Origin of the sequence: Kocuria rosea, from assembly GCF_023715525.1 — a bacterium.
Taxonomy (GTDB): domain Bacteria; phylum Actinomycetota; class Actinomycetes; order Actinomycetales; family Micrococcaceae; genus Kocuria; species Kocuria rosea_A.
Window position 1 is genome coordinate 98,765 of record NZ_JAMBOG010000002.1, and the last position, 23,247, is coordinate 122,011.

At 75.2% G+C, this 23,247-nt stretch carries 17 protein-coding genes and 2 tRNA genes; 11 read left to right on the plus strand and 8 right to left on the minus strand.

Annotated features, from left to right (window positions below; all coding sequences use genetic code 11):
• Positions 1-230 precede the first annotated feature (230 nt).
• Positions 231-1,244 carry an NAD(P)-dependent oxidoreductase gene (locus M3185_RS01735; protein WP_251331949.1) on the minus strand — a complete coding sequence of 338 codons (1,014 nt, stop codon included), beginning with the start codon at positions 1,242-1,244 and terminating at the stop codon, positions 231-233.
• Between the two features lie 161 nt (positions 1,245-1,405).
• On the opposite strand from M3185_RS01735, the gene M3185_RS01740 reads away from it, so the two are divergent.
• Positions 1,406-1,478, plus strand: a tRNA-Lys gene (locus M3185_RS01740).
• 258 nt (positions 1,479-1,736) lie between these two features.
• On the opposite strand, the gene M3185_RS01745 is transcribed toward M3185_RS01740, so the two are convergent.
• Positions 1,737-2,273, minus strand: coding sequence for a MarR family winged helix-turn-helix transcriptional regulator (locus M3185_RS01745; RefSeq protein ID WP_251331950.1), 537 nt, complete (start codon positions 2,271-2,273; stop codon positions 1,737-1,739).
• 202 nt (positions 2,274-2,475) lie between these two features.
• Between M3185_RS01745 and bcp the strand changes: the two genes are divergently transcribed.
• The 7 genes from bcp to M3185_RS01780 all read left to right on the plus strand — a co-directional run bounded on the left by bcp (position 2,476) and on the right by M3185_RS01780 (position 11,519).
• Complete coding sequence (bcp, locus tag M3185_RS01750) at positions 2,476-2,949, plus strand: thioredoxin-dependent thiol peroxidase (protein WP_251331951.1); 474 nt, start codon at positions 2,476-2,478, stop codon at positions 2,947-2,949.
• Between the two features lie 35 nt (positions 2,950-2,984).
• Positions 2,985-3,068 (plus strand) — tRNA-Leu (locus tag M3185_RS01755).
• Between the two features lie 74 nt (positions 3,069-3,142).
• Positions 3,143-4,753 (plus strand): ABC transporter substrate-binding protein, encoded by a 1,611-nt coding sequence (locus tag M3185_RS01760; RefSeq protein ID WP_251331952.1) that lies wholly within the window; start codon positions 3,143-3,145, stop codon positions 4,751-4,753.
• 114 nt (positions 4,754-4,867) lie between these two features.
• The gene (locus M3185_RS01765; RefSeq protein WP_308222163.1) at positions 4,868-6,352 is read left to right on the plus strand and encodes a malate:quinone oxidoreductase; all 1,485 of its coding nucleotides are present in this window, start codon (positions 4,868-4,870) and stop codon (positions 6,350-6,352) included.
• A 130-nt stretch (positions 6,353-6,482) separates the two neighbouring features.
• Positions 6,483-9,635 (plus strand): efflux RND transporter permease subunit, encoded by a 3,153-nt coding sequence (locus M3185_RS01770; RefSeq protein WP_251331954.1) that lies wholly within the window; start codon positions 6,483-6,485, stop codon positions 9,633-9,635.
• A 75-nt stretch (positions 9,636-9,710) separates the two neighbouring features.
• A complete protein-coding gene (locus M3185_RS01775; protein ID WP_251331955.1) occupies positions 9,711-10,823 on the plus strand; it encodes an LLM class flavin-dependent oxidoreductase in 1,113 nt (370 codons plus the stop codon).
• 237 nt (positions 10,824-11,060) lie between these two features.
• Positions 11,061-11,519 carry a MarR family winged helix-turn-helix transcriptional regulator gene (locus M3185_RS01780; protein ID WP_251331956.1) on the plus strand — a complete coding sequence of 153 codons (459 nt, stop codon included), beginning with the start codon at positions 11,061-11,063 and terminating at the stop codon, positions 11,517-11,519.
• A gap of 9 nt (positions 11,520-11,528) precedes the next feature.
• On the opposite strand, the gene M3185_RS01785 is transcribed toward M3185_RS01780, so the two are convergent.
• A complete protein-coding gene (locus tag M3185_RS01785; protein WP_251331957.1) occupies positions 11,529-12,350 on the minus strand; it encodes a transglutaminase-like domain-containing protein in 822 nt (273 codons plus the stop codon).
• A gap of 170 nt (positions 12,351-12,520) precedes the next feature.
• Between M3185_RS01785 and M3185_RS01790 the strand changes: the two genes are divergently transcribed.
• Both M3185_RS01790 and M3185_RS01795 read left to right on the plus strand, forming a co-directional pair.
• Positions 12,521-13,612, plus strand: coding sequence for a YihY/virulence factor BrkB family protein (locus M3185_RS01790; protein WP_251331958.1), 1,092 nt, complete (start codon positions 12,521-12,523; stop codon positions 13,610-13,612).
• A gap of 34 nt (positions 13,613-13,646) precedes the next feature.
• The gene (locus tag M3185_RS01795; RefSeq protein WP_251331959.1) at positions 13,647-14,429 is read left to right on the plus strand and encodes an alpha/beta fold hydrolase; all 783 of its coding nucleotides are present in this window, start codon (positions 13,647-13,649) and stop codon (positions 14,427-14,429) included.
• Positions 14,430-14,624: 195 nt separating this feature from the next.
• Here M3185_RS01795 and M3185_RS01805 read toward each other — a convergent pair whose 3' ends face one another.
• The 4 genes from M3185_RS01805 to M3185_RS01820 are packed head-to-tail and all read right to left on the minus strand — an operon-like array spanning position 14,625 to position 21,279.
• A complete protein-coding gene (locus M3185_RS01805) occupies positions 14,625-15,941 on the minus strand; it encodes a hypothetical protein (protein ID WP_251331960.1) in 1,317 nt (438 codons plus the stop codon).
• A 58-nt stretch (positions 15,942-15,999) separates the two neighbouring features.
• Positions 16,000-19,143 carry an AAA family ATPase gene (locus M3185_RS01810; RefSeq protein ID WP_251331961.1) on the minus strand — a complete coding sequence of 1,048 codons (3,144 nt, stop codon included), beginning with the start codon at positions 19,141-19,143 and terminating at the stop codon, positions 16,000-16,002.
• A complete protein-coding gene (locus M3185_RS01815) occupies positions 19,140-20,306 on the minus strand; it encodes an exonuclease SbcCD subunit D (protein ID WP_251331962.1) in 1,167 nt (388 codons plus the stop codon). Before M3185_RS01815 ends, M3185_RS01810 begins: the two co-directional genes overlap by 4 nt.
• A 52-nt stretch (positions 20,307-20,358) precedes the next feature.
• On the minus strand, positions 20,359-21,279 hold the full coding sequence (locus M3185_RS01820; RefSeq protein WP_251331963.1) for an aquaporin: 921 nt from the start codon (positions 21,277-21,279) through the stop codon (positions 20,359-20,361).
• Between the two features lie 146 nt (positions 21,280-21,425).
• Here M3185_RS01820 and M3185_RS01825 point away from each other — a divergent pair, with 146 nt between their 5' ends.
• A complete protein-coding gene (locus tag M3185_RS01825) occupies positions 21,426-22,598 on the plus strand; it encodes an ADP-ribosylglycohydrolase family protein (RefSeq protein WP_251331964.1) in 1,173 nt (390 codons plus the stop codon).
• Here M3185_RS01825 and M3185_RS01830 read toward each other — a convergent pair.
• Positions 22,570-23,247, minus strand: coding sequence for a 3'-5' exonuclease (locus M3185_RS01830; RefSeq protein WP_251331965.1), 678 nt, complete (start codon positions 23,245-23,247; stop codon positions 22,570-22,572). The two genes, M3185_RS01825 and M3185_RS01830, sit on opposite strands and share 29 nt — an antisense overlap.

Genomic DNA, 23,247 nt, shown 5'->3' on the forward strand with positions numbered 1-23,247 from the left:
CGCCGCCCCGGTGGTGCCGGGCAAGAAAAAAGGCCCTCGCTGCACCGGTGGTGCGACAGGGCCCGTTGCGCTCGATGAGTCGGCGGCTCAGGCCCCGCGTCCGACGAGGACGCGTACCGTGAGCTGGACGACACCGAGGCTGAGCTGCATGGCTCAATGCTCTGCCTCCGGACGAAGGGTGTCAAACTTCGGACCCCCTGTCCCACGATGTGAGACAAGGCACGTGCGGCCTACGACCGGGCGGGCGGGAAGGCCAGGCGGCCCTCCTGCTGCAGGAACAGGGGGCGCTCCCCGGCCGCGAGCCGCTCGAACTGGGCCTCGAGCAGCCGGCGCACCCGGGGGCGGAAGGAGGCGTTGGACCCGCCCGTGTGGGGGGTGAGGAGCGAGCCGGGGGCCCGCATCAGCGGGTGGTCGGCGGGCAGCGGCTCCGGCTCGACGACGTCGAGGGCGCAGCGCAGCCGGCCGGACACGACCTCCGCCGTCAGGGCTGGGGTGTCCACCACGCGGCCGCGGCCCACGTTGACCACGAGCGCGTCGTCGGGCAGCCGGGAGAGCAGCCGGGCGCCGACGAGCCCGTCGGTGGCCGGACTGGAGGGCAGGGTCACGACGAGGACGTCGGTGCGGGCCAGCAGCCCGGGCAGCTCGTCCACCCCGTGGACGGGACCGTGCTCGTCGGTGCGGGCGCGGGACGCCACCCGGGTGATCTCGACCTCGAAGGGGCGCAGGCGGTCCACGACGGCGGAGCCGATCTCGCCCACCCCGAGCACCAGCACGCGGCTGTCGGCCAGGGAGCGGCTCTCGAAGCGGGCGTAGACGCCCTCGCGCTGCTGCAGCACGGCGCGGGGGATCTCCCGCTGGGCGGCGATCATCAGCCCGAGCGCCAGCTCGGCCGTGCCGGCCGCGTGCACCCACCCCGCGGTGGTCAGCGCCAGGTCCGGGCCGACGGCCTCCGGCACCCCGTCGAAGCCCGTGGTCTGCAGCTGCACCAGCTTCAGCCCGGTCGCCGAGGGGAGGGCGTGCCGCCAGGCGCTCGTGGCGTAGGGGGCCACCGCCACGTCCACCTCGTCGGGGCGCGCCCCCACCGGGTCCCCGGCCATGTCCCAGAGCACGTAGCGGAAGCCGGGCACGCGGCCGGCGAGGTGGTCGACGAGCTGCTGCTCGGGCAGGGAGACGACGCGCAGCGCGGACAGTGGCAGCGGGGGCGGGGGCGCGGACGAGGGCGCGCCGGACGGTGCGGAAGCCATGACCGCCATGCTAGACGGGCCCGCGGCGGCCGGGGCCGAGTGGACAAGCACGGACGACGTGGTAGAGTCTTCTCTCGTTGCGAGGCGAGGAACGGCGCGAGCCGGGACGCACGATTCGGTCCACGGACCGGGTCCGTGCTAGTGTTCTTGCCGCACGACAAGCGCCTCTAGCTCAATTGGCAGAGCAATTGACTCTTAATCAATGGGTTCTCGGTTCGAGTCCGAGGGGGCGCACCCACGAACGAAGGCCCGACCAGGCAGAACGCCCGGTCGGGCCTTCGTCGTACCCGGCCCTGCGCCGCACCCGGGCCCTCGTCGGCCGCGCCCGGGCAGCAAAAAACCCGGAACGCGCAGGCGTCCCGGGTGGCCCTTCGCGGAGACCCTGGGCCGCGGTCCCCGCCCACGTGCACGCACGGGCCGGCGACCCCGTCGCGCCCCGTGCCGTTCGCGCCCGCACCCCGCACCCGCCGCCGCGGGTGCGCGGAGCGGGGATCAGGAGGAGGTGTCGGCCGGAGCGATGGCCTCGGCCGTGTCCCGGACCTCCTCGGCCGAGGTGGCGTCGGGCGAGCCGGCGTCGGTGACGGTGCCGTCGGGCTGGACCCGCAGCTTCCAGCGGGCACCGCCCAGGGTGGTGATGATGTCGGCGAGGGTGCGGCGCAGGGACTCGTCGGTGAGCAGCCCGTCCCCCACCAGCTCGTCCTCGAGCTGGGTGGCGGCCTCGAGGATCCGCTGGCCCTCGGGGGTGATCGACACGAGGTGGCTGCGCCGGTCCCGCACGTTCTTGGAGCGGGTGACGTGGCCGTGGAGCTCGAGCCGGTGCAGGGTCTTGCCCATGGTCTGGGCCTGGACCCGCACCCGGTGGGCCAGCTGGGCCTGGGTCATGCTCCCCGCCGTCTGGAGGACGTCGAGGGCCATGACCCCGGCATGGGTCACGCCGAGCGAGGCGAGGCGTTCGTTCCACGCGTGCTCCACGAGCCGCGCAGCCGTCGATAGCAGTCGATTTGTCGGCCATTGAGTGGTGAAAGGCATGCGAAGCATTCTACCGACCCGGAAGGGGGAAATCAGCACCATGCTAAGCAAACTTACGAGCATTTCACTCCACGTGAACGCCGAGTCGTCCGGATCACGCCGTTGCGGGCCGCCAGGACGGCCCGGGAAGCCGGCGGTAGGGTTCGGGGACCGGACCACGCCCGCAGCGCCCCGCGCTGCCCGACCCCACGGAGGACCACCCATGGCCGCACGTCTCGAGCCGGGCCAGCAGGCCCCGGACTTCACCCTGCCCGACGCCTCGGGCCGCCCCGTCTCCCTGGCCGAGCACCGCGGCCGGCGCACCGTCGTCTACTTCTACCCGAAGGCCGCCACGCCCGGGTGCACCACGCAGGCCTGCGACTTCCGCGACAGCCTCGACCGGTTCACGGCCGAGGGCTTCGCCGTGCTGGGGATCTCCCCCGACGGCCCGGAGGCGCTGGCCCGCTTCGCCCGGGACCAGTCCCTCACCTTCCCGCTGCTGTCCGACCCCGACCACAAGGTGGCCGAGGCCTACGGCGCCTGGGGCGAGAAGAAGAACTACGGCAGGACCTACGAGGGCCTCGTGCGCTCCACCGTCGTGGTCGGCGCGGACGGGACCGTCGAGCTCGCCCAGTACAACGTCAAGGCGTCCGGCCACGTCGCGAAGCTGCGCCGGGACCTCGGGCTCACCGCCTGAGGCTAGGATGGGCGGGGGTCCCGAGGGGCCCTTCGGCGCGAGTGGTGGAACTGGCAGACACGCAGGATTTAGGTTCCTGTGCCCTGACCGGCGTGCGGGTTCGAGTCCCGCCTCGCGCACCGCTCGGCCCCGGGCCCGGCCCGGGGCCGAGGCCCCACAGCGACGACCGACCCGGCGAGGCAGCGAAGGACCCATGGCGCCCAGGCGAACCCCCCGCACCGCGGCCGCGCTCCTGCTCGTCGCCGGGCTGGTCGGGCTGAGCGCCTGCTCCCCCGGCGAGGACGCGCCCGGCCCGGCGGGCTCCGGGGCCCCGGCCGTGCCCACCCGCACGTTCGTCTTCGCGAATGCCGCGGAGGCGCCCACCCTGGACCCCGCGACGGTCGACAACCTCGAGACCTCCCGGATCGCCACGCAGGTGCTCGACGGCCTCGTGGCCGCGGACCCCTCGACCGGAGAGCCGGCGCCGGCGCTGGCGACGTCGTGGAGGGTGTCCGGGGACGGGCTGTCCTACACCTTCGCGCTGCGCGAGGACGTGCGCTTCCACGACGGCACGGAGCTGGACGCCGCCGCGGTGTGCGCCAACTTCGAGCGCTGGGAGTCCCTCGGGGCCGACGGGTCCCTGACGCCCTTCGACACCGTCTTCCGCACCAACGCGCGCGGCACGGCGCCCGTCTACGAGGACTGCACCGCGCCCTCGCCCTCCACGGTGGTGCTCTCCCTGGCGACGGAGCACACCCCGCTGCTGCGGGCCCTGACCCAGCCGGCCTTCGGGATCGCCTCCCCGGCGTCGCTGGCCGCGGGGACCCAGGGCGAGCACCCCGTGGGGACCGGCCCCTTCCGGTACGCCTCGGGCGACGGCGCGTCCGTGGAGCTCACCGCGAACCCCGACTACTGGGGCGAGCTGGGCGACATCGGCGCCCTCGAGTTCCGCACGATCGCCGAGCCCGAGCTGCGCTACGTGGCCCTGCGCCGGGGCCAGGTCGACGGCTACGACCAGGTCGGCCTGGACTCCTTCGCGCCCCTGGCCCGGCACGGCGTCCAGGTGCTCCAGCGCGACCCGTACTCGGTGTCCTACCTGGGCATCAACCAGGACGTCGAGCCGCTCGACGACCCGGAGGTGCGCGCCGCCATCGCCGCCGCGGTGGACCGGGGGGCGATCGTGCGCGAGCACTACCCGGACGGCACCCGGGTGGCCGACCAGTTCCTGCCGGCGCGCTTCGCGCTGGACGGCACGGACCTGCGGGTCCCCTCCTACGACCCGCAGCGGGCGCGGGAGCTGCTCGCGTCCTCCAGCTACGACGGCGAGCCGCTGCGGTTCTACTACCCCCGCAACACGTCGCGGACGTACATGCAGGAGCCGGAGAAGGTCTACGCGGACATCGCCGCGCAGCTGGTGCGCGCGGGCTTCGTCATCGAGCCGGTCCCCGTGGACTGGTCCGACGGGTACGTGGAGCAGGTGCAGGACCCCGACGGCGACCACGCCCTGCACCTGCTGGGCTGGAACGGCGGCTACCGCGACCCCGACTACTTCATGGCCGCGCTCTTCGGCACCCCCAACGGCGAGTTCGGCCTGGCGGAGACCTCCCTGTTCGGGGTCGTCAACCGCGCCGCGAGGCTGCCCGACGGGGACGACCGCTCGGGGGCATACGTGTCCATCAACAACCGCGTCTCGCGCCTCCTGCCGGCCGTTCCCCTCGCCCACCCGATCTCCGCCGTGGCGGTGGACGGCTCGGTCGAGTCCTTCCCCCTGACGTCCACGGGCTTCGAGCAGTTCAACCGGGTCCGCCTCGACCCGGCCGGCTGAGCTTCCGGGCGGCGGGGACCCCGGGATTCCGGAAACGTCGGCGCGGAGCGTTACTCTGTTCCCGACCATTCACCGGCGCACCGGAGCGCCGGCCGTCCAACGGGAGCAGCGACTGTGACATCACCTCAGGCAACGGAATCGACCGACGTCCTCCTGATCGGCGGAGGCATCATGAGCGCCACGCTCGGCGTGTTCCTCAAGGAGCTCGAGCCGCAGTGGGGGATCACGTTGCTGGAGCGCCTGGACCAGGTCGGCGCCGAGAGCTCCAATGTCTGGAACAACGCCGGCACCGGTCACTCCGCGCTGTGCGAGCTCAACTACGCACCGCAGGCCGCGGACGGCTCCGTGGACCCGGCCAAGGCCCTGAGCATCAACGAGCAGTTCCAGCTCTCCCGCCAGTTCTGGGCCTCCCTCGTCTCCGAGGGCAAGCTCCAGGACGCCGGCACGTTCATCAACCCCGTCCCGCACATGTCCCTGGTCTTCGGCGACGCCCACGCCGACTACCTGCGCCGGCGCTACGAGGCGTTCAAGCCGCACAAGCTGTTCGAGCGCATGGAGTTCACCGAGGACCGCGAGAAGATCGCCGAGTGGGCCCCCCTGACCATGCACGGCCGCGGCGCGGGGCGCGTGGCCGCGTCCTGGTCCCCCGAGGGCACCGACGTCGACTTCGGCGAGCTCACCCGCCAGCAGGTCGCGCACCTGCAGGCGAAGGGCGGCACCGTCCGCTACGGCCAGCAGGTCGTGGACCTCGACCGCCAGAGCGACGGCAGCTGGGTCGCCAGGGTGAAGAACCGGCTCAACGACGAGGACCACCGGCTCGTCCGGGCCCGGTTCGTCTTCGTGGGCGCGGGCGGCGGCGCCCTGCCGCTGCTGCAGAAGTCCGGCATCGCCGAGGCCAAGGGCTACGGCGGGTTCCCCGTCTCCGGCCTGTGGCTGCGCAACACCGTCGAGGCCGTGGCCTCCCAGCACGACGCCAAGGTCTACGGCCAGGCCTCCGTGGGCGCCCCGCCCATGTCGGTCCCCCACCTCGACACCCGCTACGAGCACGGCAAGCGCGCCCTGCTCTTCGGCCCGTACGGCGGGTTCAAGCCCAACTTCCTCAAGCAGGGCTCCTTCCTGGACCTCCCGCTGTCCGTGCGCCCGCACAACATCTACCCGATGACCCGCGCGGGCCTGGCCAACCTGGACCTCGTGAAGTACCTGCTGAGCGAGCTCGCGAAGACGAAGAAGCAGCGCGTCGAGGCCCTGCAGCAGTTCTTCCCGACCGCCGACGGCTCGCAGTGGGAGCTCGTGGAGGCCGGTCAGCGCGTGCAGGTCATGAAGCGGGACAAGCAGAAGGGCGGCGTACTGCAGTTCGGCACCGAGCTCATCACCTCCGCGGACGGCTCCATCGCCGGCCTGCTGGGCGCCTCCCCCGGCGCCTCCACGGCCGTGCCGATCATGCTCAACCTGCTCGGCAAGGCCTTCCCCGCCCGGATGCCCGCGTGGGAGCCCCGGATCAAGGAGCTCATCCCGTCCTACGGCGTGAAGCTCGACGAGCACCCGCAGCTCGCGGACGAGGTCATGGGCCACACCGCCCGGGTGCTCGGCATCCGCTGACGCGCCGGCCGCGAGGCATTGCGACCGAGGCCCCGACCCACCGGTTCGGGGCCTCCGTCGTCCCCGGACTAGGCTGGGAACGATCCGTGCCGGCGCTCTTCCCCGGCACACCCACACACGAGGAGCACGAGTGTTCCAGCTCGCCCGGGCCTCCATGGCCAACCGTGCCCTGATCGTCCTCATCACCCTGTTCGTGGCCGTGTTCGGCGTCTTCAGCCTGCGCTCGATGAAGCAGGAGCTGATCCCGTCCCTGGAGATCCCGGTCATCAGCGTCGTCTCCGCGATGCCCGGGGCCTCCGCCGCCGTCGTGGACGAGCAGGTGGGGCAGCCGCTGGAGCGCGCGCTGAACATCGTGGAGGGCCTGGAGACGTCGTCGTCGACCTCGAGCAGCGGGCTGTCGAGCATCCGGCTGGGCTTCGAGTACGGCACGAACCTCGACCGGGCGCGCAACCAGGTCGAGCGGGCGATCTCCAACACCGCCGGGCAGCTGCCCGAGGACGTCGAGCCGACCTCCTTCGCCGGGTCCGTGGCGGACTTCCCCATCCTCTTCCTCGCCGTCTCCTCCGACCAGGAGCTCAGCGCCCTCGCCGCGGACCTCGAGCGGCTCACGGTCCCGGAGCTGCAGCAGATCGAGGGCGTGCGCTCCGCCGAGGTCAGCGGCGCCCCGGAGCAGGCGGTGTCCATCCTGCCGGACCCGGCACGGCTGGCCGCCGCGGGAGCCACCCCCGCCGACATCCGCACGGGCCTGGAGGAGAGCGGTGGCCTGGTGCCGGTGGGCACGGTCGACGGCGCCGGGACCAGCATCCCGGTCCAGGCCGGCTCCCCCCTGAACTCCCTCGAGGCCGTGCGGGCCGTCCCGCTGGCCGGGGACCGGGAGCAGCCGGTCACGGTGGGCGAGGTGGCGACCGTGGAGCTCGTCGACCAGGAGCAGACCTCGATCACCCGCACCAACGGCGAGCCCACGCTGGCGGTGTCCGTGACCAAGACCCCCGACGGCGACACGGTCGGGATCTCCCACGCCGCCACGGGGATGGTCCCGGAGCTCGAGGAGCAGCTGGGCAGCGGCGCGCGCATCACCCCGATCTTCGACCAGGCCCCCTACATCGAGCGCTCCATCCACGACCTGACGATCGAGGGCCTGCTCGGCCTCGTCTTCGCGGTGCTCGTGATCCTCGTGTTCCTGGCCTCGCTGCGCTCCACGCTGGTCACGGCGATCTCCATCCCGCTGTCCCTGCTGGCCACCTTCATCGGCATCGACGCCCTCGGCTACTCGCTGAACCTGCTGACGCTGGCCGCCCTGACGCTGTCGATCGGGCGCGTGGTGGACGACTCGATCGTGGTCATCGAGAACATCAAGCGCCACTACGGGACCGTCGACCTGAGCACGGACCCGGCCAACGCCAGGACCCGGGCGATCCTCACCGCGGTGCGGGAGGTCGCCGGGGCGGTCACGGCCTCGACCCTGATCACCGTGGCGGTGTTCGTGCCCATCGCCTTCGTCGGGGACGTGACCGGCGAGCTGTTCCGGCCCTTCGCGCTGACGACGACCCTCGCGCTGCTGTCCTCCCTGGTCGTGTCGCTGACCATCGTCCCGGTGCTCGCGTACTGGTTCCTGCGGGACCCCCGGCTGGCGCGGTCCCGGCGCGGGCGGGCGTCGGCCCGGCCCTCCCGCCCCGCCCCGTGGGCACGGGCGGCCCCGGCGCCGACCACGCGCCTGGAGAAGGCCTACCTGCCCGTCCTGCGCGGCACCCAGCGCCACCCGGGGCTGACCCTGGCGGCGAGCGTGCTGGTCCTGGCCGGGACGGCGGCGCTGCTGCCGACCCTGCCCACGAACCTGCTCGGCGACACCGGGCAGAACACCATGACGATCGACCAGGAGCTGCCGCCGGGCACCGCCCTGGAGGTCACCGAGCAGAGGGCCGCCGAGGCCGAGGCCGTGCTCGCCCGGACGGACGGGATCCGCGACGTGCAGGTCACCATGGGCCCGGGCGGCGGCTTCTCGGCCTTCCTGCCGGGCAACGGGACGAACAGCGCGACCTACAGCGTGGTCACGGACCCGGAGGCCGACCAGGTGGCCCTGCGCGAGACCGTGCGCCGGGAACTGGGCGAGCTGGAGGGCGCGGGCGAGTTCGAGGTCGGGGGCAGCCAGGGCTTCACCAGCAGCGACGTCGAGGTGCAGATCACCGCCCCGGACCAGGACGCACTCGCCGCGGCGGACGAAGCGGTGGTCGAGGCGATGCGCGGCATCGGCTCGGCCACGCAGGTCACCAGCAACCTCGCCGCCACGCAGCCGGCCGTCGTCGTCACCGTCGACCGTGCCGCCGCCGCCGCCCGCGGGCTGACCGAGGAGGAGGTGACCGGGCTGCTCGCCGGCACGGTCAACCCCATCCCGGCCGGCACCGTCGAGCTCCAGGCCGACCAGGTCGCCGTGCGCATCGGCGAGGGGCGGGCGGTGGCCAGCGTCGAGCAGCTGCGCGCCCTGCCGGTGCCCGCCGAGGGCGGGGCGGCGCGGCTGTCCGACGTCGCCCGGGTCGAGGAGGTGCTGACGCCGGAGACCATCACCTCGAGCGGGGGCCGGCGCACCGCGACCATCGCCGTCACCCCGGGCACGGACGACCTGGGCACCACGTCCGCGGAGGTCGCCGACGCCCTCGCCGCGCTCGAGCTGCCGCAGGGGGCCGCCGCCGAGCTCGGCGGCGCGGCGACGGAGCAGCGGTCGACGTTCCAGCAGCTGGGCCTCGCCGTGCTCGCCGCGATCGCCATCGTCTACATCGTCCTCGTGGCGGCCTTCCGGTCCCTGGCCCAGCCGCTGATCCTGCTGGTCTCCATCCCCTTCGCCGCGACGGGCGCGGTGCTGGCCCTGCTCGTCTCCGGCGTGCCGCTGGGCCTGGCGTCACTGGTGGGCGTGCTCATGCTCGTGGGCATCGTGGTGACCAACGCGGTGGTGCTCATCGACCTCATCAACCAGTACCGCGGTCCCGAGCACGGGATGGGGCTCGAGGAGGCGATCGAGAAGGGCGCGGCCCGGCGCCTGCGCCCCATCGTCATGACGGCCCTGGCCACGGTGCTCGCCATGACACCCATGGCGCTGGGGCTCACGGGCGAGGGCGGCTTCATCTCCCAGCCCCTCGCCGTCGTGGTGATCGGCGGCCTGGCGTCCTCGACGCTGTTGACCCTGGTGCTCGTGCCGGTGCTCTACCGCCTCCTGGAGTCCCGGCGGCTCGCCCGCTCCCGCCGGCGCGAGGAGCGCATCGCCGCGCGCACGGCCCCCCGGAATAATTAGTGACGTATCCACGTTTTCCGGATGACGGCGTCGCGGCACCCCGCCGCGTCCCGCGGACCCGCACCAGGAGGACCCATGCAGATCGGCGTGTTCAGCGTCTCGGACATCACCCCCGACCCGACCACGGGGCGGACGCCCACCGAGCACGAACGGATCACGGCCCAGATCGCCATCGCCCGCAAGGTCGAGGAGATCGGGATGGACGTCTACGCGATCGGGGAGCACCACAACCCGCCGTTCTTCTCGTCCTCGCCCACCACGCTGCTGGCGGCGATCGCCGCGCAGACCGAGCGCATCATCCTCTCCACGGCGACCACGCTGATCACCACGAACGATCCCGTGAAGATCGCCGAGGACTTCGCGATGCTCCAGCACGTGGCGCAGGGCCGGGCGGACCTGACCCTGGGCCGCGGCAACACCGGGCCGGTCTATCCCTGGTTCGGCAAGCGCCAGCAGGACTCCGTGAACCTCACCGTGGAGAACTACGCCCTGCTGCGCCGGCTGTGGGACGAGGAGGTCGTGGACTGGACCGGGACCTTCCGCGCCCCGCTCCAGCACTTCACCTCGACCCCGCGGCCGCTCGACGGCGTCGCGCCGTTCGTGTGGCACGGCTCGATCCGCACCCCGCAGGTCGCCGAGGTCGCCGCCTACTACGGCGACGGCTTCTTCGCCAACAACATCTTCTGGCCGCGGGAGCACTTCAAGCGGCTCATCGACCTCTACCGGGAGCGCTACGAGCACTACGGGCACGGCGCCGCCGACCAGGCGATCGTGGGCCTCGGCGGGCAGTTCTTCATGCGCCCCAGCTCCCAGGACGCCGTGCGGGAGTTCCGCCCCTACTTCGACAACGCGCCCGTGTACGGGCACGGTCCCTCCCTCGAGGACTTCACGGCGCAGACGCCGCTGACCGTGGGCTCCCCGCAGGAGGTGCTCGAGCGCACGCTTGGCTTCCAGGAGTACTTCGGGGACTACCAGCGGCAGCTGTTCCTGATCGACCACGCGGGCCTGCCCCTGGCCACCGTGCTGGAGCAGCTGGACCTGTTCGGCGAGCACGTCCTCCCCGAGCTGCGCAGGGAGCTGGACGCCCGGCGCCCCGCCCACGTGCCGGACGGCCCCACCCACGCGGCGCGCGTGCGGGCGCGCACCGGGGCGCCCGCCGGGCAGCAGGAGGCGCCGGTCCGCGGCTGAGCACCGTGTGACAGCGTGCGCGCACGTGCTCTTTCGTGGACGTTTGCACAAGAAAACCCATGGGGGTGTCTGGGCCCGTCCCGGCACCCCCGGGCCGTCCCCGGAGCATCGGCGCTGGTCATCCCGGCAACGGCCCGCCGCCGGCCTCGGCGTCGGCCTCCGGGCCCCGGAGGGGCCCCCGAAAGGGGGACACCCGCGCCCGGGTGCATCGATGAAACGCGGTCGTAGCATGAAGGCGTGCCCCGCAGAGAGACAGATCGCGTGCAGACGAGCGCCGACGCCTGGGAGGCCCTCTACAGGGCCCAGGTGGCGGTGATGCGGCGCCTGCAGCGACAACCCGAGTTCGCGGACCTGTCCGCCCGTGAGTACGACGTGCTCTTCAACCTCTCCCGTGCCGACGAGGCGGGGATGCGGCTCAACGAGCTCAACGAGTACGTCCTGCTCACGCAGTCCAGCCTCAGCCGCATGCTCGAGCGCCTCGAGCTGAAGGGGCTGGTGCATCGCTGGCAGGATCCCCAGGACCTGAGAGGCCTGAGGATCCGCCTCACGGAGAAGGGCCGGGCCATGCAGCTCGAGATCGCCGAGCAGTTCCGGCTGCACGTGCACGAGCTCATGACCGCGGGCCTGGACCAGGAGGAGCTGCTCATCCTGACCCGGCTGGCCGAGCGCCTGCGGGACGCCGTCACCTCCCTCTGAGCCCGCCGGCTACAGGGGAAGGACCACCCGGGCCCGCGGGTCCTCCTCGGCGCGCGCCGAGGACGCGGCGGACACCTGCATCCCGCCCAGCGCGATGCTCCCGCCCAGCGTGGTCATGAAGGCGGTCTCCGAGGCGTCGGCCCCCGTGGCGATGCGCACGAACTCCGAGCGCGGGGCGAGCCCGGTGGCGTCGAGGACGTACCAGGTGCCGTCGTGCCAGGCCTCCACGACGGCGTGGAAGTCCATCGGGTCGAGCCCGGGCGCGTACACCGACACCAGCCGGGCGGGGATCGCGAGGGCCCGCAGCAGCGTGATCACCAGGTGCGCGTAGTCGCGGCACACGCCCCGGCGGCTGAGGAAGGTGTCCACCGCGGTGTCGGTGCCGGCCGACGCGCCCGGGACGTAGTCGAGGTGCTCGTGCACCCAGTCCCGCACCGCCTGGAGCGTCCCGTAGCCGCCGGCCCCGCCGGCGGCGCCCGGGAAGAGGGCCTGCGCGGTGCCGACCATCTCGTCGAAGGGGCAGAAGCGGCTGGGCCGCGTGTAGCGCACGTGGTCCACCGGATCGGCCGGCGGGGCGGCGGGGGCGCCGTCCAGCTCCAGCCGGTAGGACACGGAGCACTCGGTGCCGCCGGGCACGCGGGCCAGGTGCAGGCGGGTGCCGTGCAGGTCCAGGCTCTCCTCGAGCGGCACCTGCCGCCCGTCCACCAGCAGGCGCAGGCTCTCCCCGGCCGGGGCCGCGCCGCCGGGGCGGGCGACGGCGAGGGAGAACACCGCGAGGTGGTCGGTCTCGGCGGTGAAGTCCACCTGGGCGGCGACGGTGCGCGTGGTCACGAGGGTCCTCTCGGAGGGTCCGGCCTGGTCGGAGCGGTGGTCCGACGCTCCATTGTCGCCCACCCCGGGCATTCATCAGTACACTGATGCACGAGACATCCCCCACACGCCCCCGCCGCCGCCCGGAGTCCCGCGCCCCGCACCCGGCGGCCGACCTCGAAGGACGCAGCATGGCCCAGGACACCAGCCAGGACAGCCGGTCCCGGGAGCACACCGCTCCGGACCCGGAGGACGCCCGGAAGCCCGACAGCCCCACCGAGCTCAGCAAGCCCTCGTGGGGCTACATCCTCAAGCGGGGGCTCTCCGAGTTCTCCAAGGACAAGTGCACCGATCTCGCCGCGTCGCTGACCTACTTCGCGGTGCTCTCGCTCTTCCCCGCCCTGCTCGCCCTCGTCTCGCTGCTCGGCGTCTTCGGGCAGGGCGAGGCCACGACGCGGGCGATCACGGGCTGGCTCGGCCAGTACGCCCCGCCGGAGCTGACCACGCTGCTCCAGGGGCCCATCAACAACCTCACCACGCAGACGGGGGCCGGGCTCGCCCTGGTCACCGGCATCCTCGGCGCCCTGTGGACGGCGTCCGGCTACACCGGCGCGTTCGGCCGGGCCATGAACCGCATCTACGAGGTCGAGGAGGGCCGGCCCATCTGGAAGCTGCGGCCCATGAACATCCTCGTCACCCTCGTGTCGGTCCTCATCGTGGCCGTGATCCTGGTGGCGCTCATCCTCTCCGGGGACCTCGCCCGGGTCGTGGGGGACCTCGTCGGCCTCGGCGACACCACCGTGATGGTGTGGAACATCGCGAAGTGGCCCGCCGTCGTCGCCCTGGCCGTGCTGCTGCTCGCCGTGCTGTACTACTTCACCCCGAACGTCCGGCAGCCCAAGTTCCGCTGGATCAGCCTGGGCTCGCTGGTCGCCCTGTTCGTGGCGGCCGTCGCCGTGGCGGCGTTCTCGTTCTACGTGAGCAACTTCTCGTCCTACAACGCCACCTACGGCATCATCGGCTCCGTCATCGCCCTGCTGCTCGGCATCTGGATCATCAACAACGTCCTGCTGCTGGGCGCGGAGATCGACGCCGAGGTGGAGCGCGCCCGTGAGCTCCAGGGCGGCATCAAGGCCGAGGAGACCATCCAGCTCCCGCCGCGGGACACCCGCCAGATCGACAAGGTGGACAAGAAGAAGGAGAAGCTCGTCGACCAGGGCCGCAAGCTGCGCCTCCAGCACGAGCACATCGACTACTCCGCCGACGACCGCTCCGAGAGCTAGGACGGCGCCGTCCGCCCGCGGACGGGCACCGCGCATGGAGCTCCTCGAGCTCGGCGAGAACCGCAGCGGCGAACCCGTGGTGCTGATCCACGGGTTCGCCGCTGCGGCGTTCTCGGGGTGGGTGCGCACGGGCTGGGCCTCCGCGCTGGAGCGCGCCGGCTTCCGGCCGCTGGGCGTGGACCTGCCCGGTCACGGGCCGGAGCCCGGCACCGACCTGGCCGGCACGACCCGGGCCGGGCTCGTCGGGCGGATCACCGAGCTGGTCGACGGTCTCGGCGCCGGGCGGCCGGTCCCGCTGGTGGGCTACTCCCTCGGTGCCCAGCTGGCGTGGGCGGCGGCCGTCCGCCGCCCCGGCACCGGGCCCCTCGTGCTCGGCGGGCTCGGCGCCGGGGACCGGCTGGCCGAGCTCGGCCGGGCCCTCGAGGGCGCCCCCGATGCCTCGCCCGCGGCCCGCGCGCTCGCCGCCGCGCTCACCGGCCGGCCCGCGTCCGGGCCCGGAACGGACCACGACCGGCGCGCCCGGGCGTGGACCGAGTTCGCGCGGCGGGTCGGGGCGGACCCCTTCGACCCGGACACCGCGGTGCCGCCCCAGCCGGCCCTGCTCTTCGCCGGGGCGGAGGACCCGTGGGCGGAGCCGGAGGAGCTGGCCCGCCGCCGCCGGGCCGCGGGCGCCCCCACGGAGGTCCTCCTCGTCCCGGGCCGCGGCCACGTGGACGTGCTGACCGCCCGCGCCGCGCGGCACGGTGCCGTGGACTTCCTGCGCCGTGCGCGGGAGGTCCCCCGCGATCCCCCGCAGAGGTCCGCGGAGGATCCCTAGACGGGGCACCTGGGTGGTGGAGGACGACGTGTGGGTCGTCGGCGACGACCAGGCGTGCCTGCTCATCGACCCCGCCCACGACCCGGCCAAGGTGGTGGAGGCCGTCGGCGGGCCGACCCTGACCGCGGTGCACACCCCGGGGCACTGCCCGGGCTCGGTGTGCTTCACCGCCCCGGGCCCGGAGGCGCCGGGAGCTCAGCCGCCGGCGGGCCGGGGCGCCGGGGGCGCGGTGCGCCGCCAGCGGTGGACGAAGCGCAGCGCGGCGGCCAGCCCCACCGCCGCCGACAGGACGGGGAACAGCGCGGCGGTCCGGTAGCCCCAGTGCTCCCCCGACCACCCGGAGAGCACCAGGCCCAGGGTCAGCCCGACGCTCATGCCGGCGGTCATCACCGTGGTCAGGGCCGTGACCCGGGCGCTGGGCGCCACGAGGGCGGCGATCTCGTAGACCGCCACGAGGCCCGGCCCGATCGTGAGCCCGGCGAGCGCCAGCACCACGACCATCCCCACGGAGTCGTCGGGGATCGACAGGAGCATCGAGGCGAGCACGGACGCGGCCGCCGCGACCACCCAGCGGTTCCACAGCCCGCCCGTGGCGGCCCCGGAGGAGCCCAGCACCGCCGCCAGGACGGACGTCAGGCCGGCGACGGCGTACAGCCAGCTCACCGAGACGAGGGCGTCCACCGAGAACGCGAACACCGCGACGGCCCCGAGCATGGAGCCCACGAGGGCGCCCAGCGCCGTGGTCCCCACGACGGGCAGCAGGCGCAGTTCCCGGAGCCGCCGCCGGTGCTGCCGGGCAGCCCGCGTGGGCGCGGGCGGCAGCGGGGGCCGGTAGTGGAGGGCCGCCGGTGGCAGCCGCGCCGAGCGGTGCAGCAGGACCGCCGCGGTGCCCACCAGGGTGAGGCCCGCGGCGAGGGCCAGCACGGCCCCGGGCCCCAGGGTGACCGCCACGACCCCGGCGAGCAGGGCCGCCAGGACGGTGCCCAGGGAGTCCATGACGCTCTCGTGGCGCAGCGCCGCGTCGACGAGGTCCTCCCGGGAGTCGCGGCACAGCAGGGAGAGCCAGCGCAGCCGGCACACGACCCCCATCTGCGGCAGGACCAGGCCCGCGAGCAGGCACGCGGGGACGAGCCGGGCGGGGTCGGCCGGTGCGTCGGGGCCGGGGAGCAGCCGGACGATCCACCAGAGCGCCAGCGGGTGGAGGAGGGTGAGCAGGACCAGGACGAGCCGGCGGTGGCGCCACGAGGCCGCCGCGCCCATCGCGATCCCGCACAGGGCCGAGCCGAAGGTCACCGCGCCGGCGCACAGCGCGCCCAGGGCGGGCGAGCCGGTGACCAGCCCGACCGTGGTGAGCACGCCCAGCGGCACCATGGTCTGGGGCAGGCGCACCATCAGCGTCAGCACGGGGAACAGGAGGCCGCTGACCGCGGCCAGCTGCCGGGAGTCGGCCAGCGGCGCGTCGACGACGGCGGCCATCCGCCCGAGCAGCTCGGGGGCGCGGGTGCTGCTCACAGGTCCTCCGGTTCCTCCGGGCGTCGGTCGGGTGCGGGACCCAGCCTAGCCGGGGAGCTCAGACCCTGACGGACAGGGTGGACCCGCCCGGGGAGCGGCGCACGTGGATCTGGTGCGGGATCCGGGTCTTCATCTCCTGCACGTGGGAGACGAGGCCGATCACCCGGCCGCGCTCGCGCAGCCCGTCGATGGTGTCCATGACCTCCTCGAGGGTCTCCTCGTCGAGGCTGCCGAAGCCCTCGTCCACGAAGAGCGTGTCGATCTCCACCCCGCCGGCCTGCGCCTGGACCACGTCCGCCAGCCCCAGCGCCAGGGCGAGCGAGGCCATGAACGTCTCGCCGCCGGACAGGGACTCGGTCCCGCGCCGCGCGTTCGTCCACGCGTCCTCGATCTGCAGCCCGAGCCCCGACTTGCGCCCGCCGTCCTTGGCGTCCGTGTGCACGATCCGGTACCGTCCGCCCGTCATCCGCTCCAGCCGGGCGGTGGCCGCGGCGGCGACCTCCTCCAGCTGAGCGGCGAGCACGAAGGAGTTGAGGGTCATGCGCAGGACGTTGTCCGAGGACGTGCCGTTGGCGGTGTCCGCGAGCTCGCGCAGCACGCGGGCCTCGGCGGCGGCGGCCTCGGCCGCGGCGTCGGCCTCCGCCGCCTCCGCGGCCAGCCCGTCGAGGCGGTCCCGGAGGGCCTCCAGGCCCGCGAGCCGTCCGGTGCTGCCGTCGCGCTCCCCGCGCAGGGTGGTGAGCGCGGCCCGCGCCGCGGCGAGGGCCCCGGGGTCCGCAGCGGCCGCGCCGGCGGCCTCCTGCGCCAGCACACCGGTCAGCTCGGGGGTGGAGAGCTCCGCCGCCACGCGCAGGGCGCGTCCGTCGAGGTCGTCGACCCGTTCCTGCCGCCGCTGCGCCTCGTCGGGGGCGAGGAGGGCGCGGGCGAGCTCCTCCTCCCCCGCGAAGGCGGAGTCCTCCAGGACGGTCCGCAGCTGCGCGGCGGCGTCCGCGTCGGCCGCCTCGGCGCGCTCCTGCGCGTCGTGCGCCCGGGCCACGCGCCCCAGCACCGTGACCAGCCGCTCGGCGGCGGCCTCCTTGTGCGCGAGACCGGCGAAGCCCTGGGCGGCGGCCGTCAGCTCGGCGGCCAGGGCCTCGAGCTGCGCCGTCGTCTGCTCGAGCCGGGCGCGGGCCGCGGACCCGGCCACGTCGGCCTCGTGGCGCTCCTGATCGGTCCGCTCCCGGGCCTCGCGCAGCCGGTCCAGGCCGGCCCGGGCCTCGGCGAGCTCGCGCACGGCGGCCTCCGCCCGGTCGGCCTCGGCCGCCGCCTCGTGCGCCGCGGCCTGCGCGGCGCCGGGATCGTCGGTGGCCCCGCCGGCCCGGAGGCGCACGACGGCCTCGTGCGCGGCCTCGTAGCGCCCGCGCGCCGCCTCGGCGTCGTCGGCCGTGGCGTCGCGGCGGGCCCGGGTCTCCCCCAGCGCCTGCGCCGAGACGGTGGTCCCGCCGGCGGCGCCGGCCGGCGAGGGGTGCTCCTCGCTGCCGCAGACGGGGCACGGGGCCCCGTCCCGCAGATCGGCGGCGAGCAGTCCGGCGGCCTCCTCGAAGCGGCGCTGCTGGAGCCGCTCGGCCTCCTGCGCGGCCTCCCGGCGCGTGCGCTCGGCCGCGGAGTAGCGCTGCCGCTCCTGCTCGTCCCGGGCGGCGGCGGCCTCGAGCTCGCGCGAGGCCGCCAGCACCCGCGCGGCGTCCTCGGCGGCGCGGCGCCGGTCCGGGGCGGCGTCCGCCCGGGGGGCCAGCTCCGCGACGGCCCGGTCGAGGGCGTCACGGTCGGCGTCCTGCCGGGACGCGAGCTCGTCGAGGCCCGCCCGGGTCCGCTCGGCGGTCCGGACCTGCTCGGCGAGCTCCGCCGCGGCGGACGCGAGCTGCTCGAGCTCGGGCTCCCGCCGCCGGCTCTGGCGGACGCCGGCGAGGGCCTCGTCGGCGGCGGCCCGCAGCGCCTCGTCCGGCGGCCGCTGCCCCGCGGCGACCTCCGCGAAGCCCGTCCCGCGCCCGGGCACCAGGGCGGCGGCGGCCGCGAGCAGCGCCTCGTCCGCGGCCGCCTCCGCGAGGATCCCCGCCCGCTGCTCCCGCGCCTCGGCCAGGGCGTCCCCGGCCCGGCGCCGGGCGTCGAGCACGATCCGCAGGGGCGCGGCGGCCCGGTGACGGGCGAGGGCCGCCCGGTCCTCGTCGACGCCGGGGCGCAGCTGGTCGAGCTCGTCCTCCTCGCGGCGCAGCTGCGCGAGCCGCTGCCGCAGCCGCAGCTCGTCCTGCAGCGCGCTCGCGCGTCGCTCGGCGTCCGCCAGGCGCCCGTCGAGCCGCTCGTGCGCGGTGCGGGCGCGGGCCAGCGCCGCGAGCAGGCGCTCCCGGACCGCGGCCACGGCCGGGCCCGCGGCCTCCGGACCGGCCCCCGCACCGGGGGGCCCGCCGTCGGCGCGGTCACCGGCGTCCTCGCCGCTCTGCTCAGCGTCCTCCTCGCCGGCGTCCTGCCCCTGCTCGGGACCGGCGTCGAGGGAGCGGACGTGCGCCAGCTCGCGGCCGGCGTCGCGCACCAGCCGGGCGACGTCCGCGGCGGCGGCCTCGGCCGCGGCCCTGGCGGCCCGCGAGCGGGCGGCCAGCTCCTCCTGGACCCGCTCGTAGAAGGCCGTGCCGAACAACCGCTCGAGCACGGCCTCCCGGTCCGCGGAGCTGGCGCGCAGGAACTCCGCGAACTCCCCCTGGGGCAGCAGGATCACCTGGGTGAACTGCTCCTTGGACAGCCCCACGACCTCCTTGACGAGCTCCCCGACGTCGTCGAGGCGGGTCGCCCTCGGCACCCACGTCCCGCCGGCGTCCCGCTCCGCCAGCAGCGCCCTGGCCTGCCGGGTGGACGTGCCCGAGGCCGCGCGGGCGGAGGGCGCCTCCCAGTACGGCGAGCGGGTGAGCCGGAACCTGCGCCCGGCCGCCGTGAACTCCAGCTCGACCTCGGGCGCGGCCGTCGGCTCGGCGTGGTGGCTGCGCAGGGCGTTGCGGGTGCGCCCGCCGGGCACGGAGCCGTAGAGGGCGAAGCACAGGGCGTCCAGCACGCTGGTCTTGCCCGCACCGGTCACCCCGTTGAGCAGGAACAGCCCGGCGTCGTTGAGGGGCTCGAAGTCGATGACCTCCCGGCCGGCGAAGGGGCCGAACGCGGCGATCTCCAGGCGGTGCAGCCTCACGCGGGCGCCTCCCCCGCCCGGACGGTCTCGACCACGGCGCCGAGCACGCGGGCCTCGTCCTCGGCCACGGGCCGGCGGCGGACGTGCTCGTAGAAGGCGGAGCAGACCTCCAGCGCCCCCTCGGCGCGGGCGACGCGGGCGGCGTAGGTGCGCTCCCGGTCCTCGGGCGCGGCGGCGGGCTCGAAGCGCAGCTCGAGGGTGCGCGGGAAGCGGGTGCGCACGGAGTCCATGGGGTGGGGCGGACGGTGGTCGTCGGTGAGCACGACCTGGCACAGGGCGTCCTCGTGCACCGTCAGCGCCGGGTCCGCCAGCAGCTCGGCGAGGGTGCCGCGCAGCCGGGCGAGCCGGTGCCCGTGCGCGTGGTCGAGGGCCCGCACCTCGGGCGCGGACCCGGGGGCCAGGTCGACGAGCCAGGCGCCCTTCCGGTGGTCCGTCTCGGAGAACGAGTAGGCCACCGGGGAGCCGCTGTAGCGCACGGTGTCCGTCACCAGCTGCCGGCGGTGCAGGTGGCCCAGGGCCGTGTAGTCGGCGCCGGCGAAGACGGACGGCGGGACGGTGCCCAGCCCGCCGACGTTGAGGTCCCGCTCGGAGTCCGTGCCCGCGGCTCCCGAGGCGAAGGTGTGGGCGAGGACGACCACGGCCACGGGACCCTGGAGCTCCTCCCGGCGGCGCGCGGCGTCGGCGCGGACCCGGTCCAGGGCCGCGGCCGTCACCGAGGGGTGGTCCGGGGTGGTGCCCAGCGCCGTCGCGACGGCCCGGGGCTCCAGGTACGGGACCCCGTAGACGAGTACCGCGCCGCCGGCGGGGTCGGGCAGGACCACGGGGCGGTCGACGTCCTCGACGCGGGTGCGCAGGTGCACCCCGCCCGGTTCGAGCAGGGGCCCCCCGAAGCCCAGGCGCATGGCGGAGTCGTGGTTGCCGCTGGTGAGGACCAGCTGGGCGCCCGCCGCGCGCAGGTCCGCGAGCGCCCCGCCGAGCAGCTCCACGACCTCCGCGCGGGGCTGGGCCTGGTCGTAGACGTCCCCGGGGACGAGGACGACGTCGACGGCGTGCTCGCGGACCCAGGCGACGAGCTCGGCCAGCACGGCCCGCTGCACCTCGAGGGTGCCCTGCCCGTGGAAGGACCGTCCCAGGTGCCAGTCCGAGGTGTGGAGGAAGCGCATGCGGTCAATCTAGCGGCACCGCCGGACAGGGCAGCGCCGCGGCGCTGCCCGGTCACTCCGCCGCGGCGGTCCCGAGGGGCTGCTGGGCCGGGGCGCCGGTGCGCGTGCGGGTGCGGCCCGGGCCGGCGAGGTCCGCCACGCGGTGCACGAGCCCGGCGACGAGCCCGCCGAGCAGCGGGGCGGCCCAGAACAGCCACAGCTGGGGCAGGTGCGTCCCGCCGGCCACCACGGCCGCGCCGGTCGAGCGGGCCGGGTTCAGCGATCCGCCGTCGAACGGGGCCGCGACGGTGAGCAGGAGGACGAGGGCGGCGCCGATCGCCAGGGGCGCCAGTGCCGCGTTGGCCCGCCGGGAGGTGGCGCCGAGGACCACGAGCGCGAACAGGGTGGTCACCACGAACTCCACGAGCAGCACCGTGGGCCAGCCCGCCTGGGACGTGGAGTTCTCCCCGTAGCCGTTGGCGACGGCGCCCAGCACCTGGGCGGTGGTGGCGCCGTCGAGCAGGGTGCCGAGCACGGCCCGCAGCACGCCGGCGGCGGCGAGCGCGCCCAGGACCTGGGCGGCGACGTAGCCGATCGCGGCGCGTGCGGGGGTCCGCCCCGCCACGACGGCGGCGAGGGTCACGGCGGGGTTGAAGTGGCCGCCGGAGACGTGGCCGAAGGCGACCAGGGCGGCGAGCAGGCCCAGCCCGAAGCCGAGCGCGGAGTCGACGACCTCGGTCGCGAACATCCCGGCACCCAGGCCCGCGAAGACCAGCAGGGCGGTGCCGGCGAACTCGGCGGCCCAGCGCGCCGGCGCGGACGGGGCGTCCGCGTCGTCCACGGGGGCCGTCTCCTTGCGCAGGGCGCCCGGGACGGGGGCCACGAGGCCGGTCGCCGGGGCGGGCCGGGCGGCAACGGGGTCGGTGGTGACGGGGTCGGCGGCAACGGGCTGGGCGGGGGGGCCGCCGAGGGCGGTGGATCCGTGCTCGGTCATGGGGGCTCCTGGGTCGGGGCGGCGCGAGGGGGTGCGCCGGGGTGTCGGTCGGAGGGTGCAGGCGCGCGGGCGCCCTCCCCATGCAACCACGGCCGGCTGAAGCATTCTTGAACGGGACCCCGCGCGTCCCCCGATACACTGACCGCATGCCCGCACCCCTGCTCCAGCCCGACGCCGGCCTCGACCCGACCTGGCCGGAGTACGCCGACTCCGTGCGGGCGGCCCTGTTCGGCGGCGCCCTCGGCGACGCCGTGGGCTACCGCGTCGAGTTCCTCCGCCACGCCGAGCTCGCCGAGCGCTTCGGCCCGGACGGGCTGGGCGGGCTCGACGACCCCGGCGGCGGCGCCCCCCGCAGCGACCACGCCGGCAGCGACGACGACGCCGGGCGGCTGCGGATCTCCGACGACACCCAGATGTCGCTCTACACCCTCGACGCCCTCCAGGAGGTCGTCGAGTGGGCCAACGAGGGCCAGCCCGCCGACGAGACCGCGTGCCTGTGGCTGGCCTACCTGCGCTGGCTGCGCACCCAGGGCGAGCCCGTCCCGGCCGAGGCCCCGCAGCCCCTGCCGCGCTGGCTCGACGCCCACGAGGTGCTCCACGCCCGCCGTGCGCCGGGCAACGCGGTGCTGACGTCGCTGCGCTCCGGGCGGATGGGCGAGGTCGAGCGCCCGATCCTGCCGGACGCGAAGGGCTGCGGCACGGTGATGCGCTCGGCCCCCTTCGGGCTGCTCCCCCACGTCGGCTGGCGCACGCTGGCGCCGCTGGCCATCAACGGGGCGGCCCTCACCCACGGCCACCCCGAGGCGCAGTCCTCGGCGGCCGTGTACGCGTTCGTGGTCCACGCCGCGGTCCGCGCCCGCCGGGAGGGCGTGGAGCGGCCCGTGGCCGCGGCGGTCGCCGCCGCCCGCGCGGTGGCCGGGCAGCTCACCCGCCCGGTGGCCGAGACCCTGCGCCTGCTCGACGACGCCGTGCGCGCCGTCGGCGAGGGCCCGCTGGAGCCGGGCGAGCTCACCCGGCTGCTCGGCGAGGGCTGGACCGCGCCGGAGGCCCTGGCCGTCGGAGTGTGGGCGGCCCTGCGCGCCGAGGCCGAGCACCCGGCCGCGGCGGACCCGCAGGCGGTGTTCCGGCGCGGCGTGGGCCTCGCCGTGGCCCACGACGGCGATTCGGACTCGACCGGCGCCGTGGCCGGGGCGGTCCTCGCGGCCGTCCTCGGGACGGGAGCCCTGCCCCAGCGGTGGCTGGCGCGGCTGGACGCCCGCGAGGTCGTGGCGGAGGCCGCCCGGCGGTGGCTCAGGGAAGTGGGGGCACCAGCCGCCTGACCGCCAGGCCCACGCCCGTGAGCAGCTCGTGCACCGTCCCGGCGCCCGCCCGGCGGACGAGGTCCACCACGATCCCCGCGCACGCCCGGGCGTCCTCGAGGGCGTCGTGGTGGCGCTCCAGCGCGACGCCGGCCGCCTCGGCGGCGCGCGGCAGCGCGTAGGACGGCAGGTCGTAGCCGCGCCGCGCGAGGGTCAGGCTGCACGCGTAGGCCAGCGGGGCGTGGACCGTCCCGGTCTCGGCGCACGCCGCGCGGATCACCCCCATGTCGAAGACCGCGTTGTGCGCGACGACCAGCTCGTCGGGGTTCTCCGCGAGGATCCAGGCCTCGATCCGCGGCCACAGCTGGTCGAACACCGGGTGCCCGGCGACCGTGCGCTCCGTGATCCCGTGGATGCGCGTGTTGCCGGGGTCGAAGCCGGAGCGGGTGCGCGGCGGGCGCATGTACGCCGAGCGCTCCTCCACCACGACGCCGTCCCGGACCCGCACCAGGCCCACCGCGCACGGGGAGCCGATGAAGCGGTTGGCGGTCTCGAAGTCGATGGCCGTGAAGTCGAGGGAGCCCGGCACCGTCGTCGGTGCGGTGGTCGCCGCAGAAGTCGGCGCGGGGGTCGGCGCGGTGGTCGTCGGGGGGAAGGCAGGAGGTGGCAC